At 61.1% G+C, this 1,577-nt stretch carries 1 protein-coding gene; it reads right to left on the bottom strand.

Annotated features, from left to right (window positions below; genetic code table 11):
- Positions 1-1,577: amino acid adenylation domain-containing protein (locus tag HDE79_RS21730; protein ID WP_184605304.1), on the bottom strand; the 1,577-nt coding region annotated here is incomplete at both ends.

Raw genomic sequence — 1,577 nt, 5'->3', positions numbered from 1 at the left:
GTGCGGTACATCCGCCCCCCGGCTTTCGGTGCAAAGGGATCGTCGAGGAATCGCTCAGATGTCAGATCCGGACGATTCAGATAGCCACGCGCCACGCCGTCGCCGCCGATGTACAACTCGCCCACCGCACCCAGCGGCACCGGTTGACCGTAGCCATCGAGCAGGTACAGGCGCGTATTGGCAATTGGACGGCCAATCGGCACCTGTCCAGCAAGGCAGTTCGACAACGTAGCCGAGTGATATGTGCAGCCGATCGTGGTCTCCGTCGGACCATATTCGTTGATCAACCGCACGTCGGGGTAAGTTCGGTTCCAGAACAAAACATCATCGAATGCCAACGGCTCACCGCCAAGGATGAATTGCTCCCAAGGCGCAGGCGCCGTAGGGTCGATGAGCATCGACCTCAACATGCGCAAGTGCGTCGGTGTGAGTTTCACCGACGCATAAGGCCGCCCGCGATTGCCATGCTTCAATGTCGTGAGTTCTTGCCCGAACGGAAGGAATGTTAGCGACTGTCCAGCAAGCAGCGGGCCAAACAGCACCGTTACCGCACCGTCGAAAGCGAACGATAAGGTGGCGGGCGAACCGTTGCCGTGGTCGTCCGCGTAGTACTCTGGCTGAGCCCAGGTGAAGTAGTTGATCAACGTTTGATGCTCGACCATGACGCCCTTGGGCGTACCGGTCGAGCCGGAGGTGTAGATGACATACGCCAGGTGCCGAGACGTCAGTTCCGGCACCTGCGGGTCGGTCGCCGATAGCGTCGACCAAACCGGCGGTAGTGCCGTCATATCCAGCTCGATGACAATCAGGTTTTCGAGTGTCTGCACGCTCAAGGCACCACGGCCTGCGGCGTCGCTGAGCAGGATGCTCGGGGCCGCATCGGTGAGGATCTGGCCGAGCCGTTCAGAAGGATAGGCCGGATCGAGTGGCACATACGCGCCGCCAGCCTTGAGGATCGCGAGCAGGCCGACCATCATAGCCATGCTGCGCTCCACACAGATCGCCACCCGGTCGTCTGGATTTACACCCCGATCGATCAGGTGATGGGCCAGTCGGTTGGCCCGGGCATTGAGATCCGCATAACTGAGGGACTGCTCCTCATAGATTACCGCCGTGGCCTCCGGCGTCTTGCGCACCTGCGCCTCAAACAGCTGATGGATGCATACGTTTTCCGGATACGGCGCCGCCGTAGCGTTCCACGTTTGCAGCAGCAGCGTGCGCTCGGCCGTGTCGAGCATGTCGATGCAGCCCATCGGCTGCACCGCATCCGCCGCCATCGCGCGCAACACCTTCACCAAATAGCCCGCGTAGCGCTCGATCGTCGACGCGTCGAACAACGCCGTCGCATAGCCCAGCGCACCCTCGATTGTCTCGCCGGCCTCACTCAAACCCAGTTCCAGGTCGAACTTGCTGCGATCGGCCGCCATCTGCACCGGTTCGATCTGCAACCCCGGCAACGCTAGCTCACCACGCTCGTTGTTTTGCCAGGCGAACATCACCTGAAACAGCGGCGTGTGTTCCAGCCGGCGCGGCGGATTAAGTCGTTCCACCACTTGTTCGAATGGCACGTCCTGATG

The organism is Rhodanobacter sp. MP1X3, assembly GCF_014207165.1.
GTDB lineage: Bacteria > Pseudomonadota > Gammaproteobacteria > Xanthomonadales > Rhodanobacteraceae > Rhodanobacter.
This window is presented reverse-complemented; position numbering and strand designations above follow the sequence as displayed.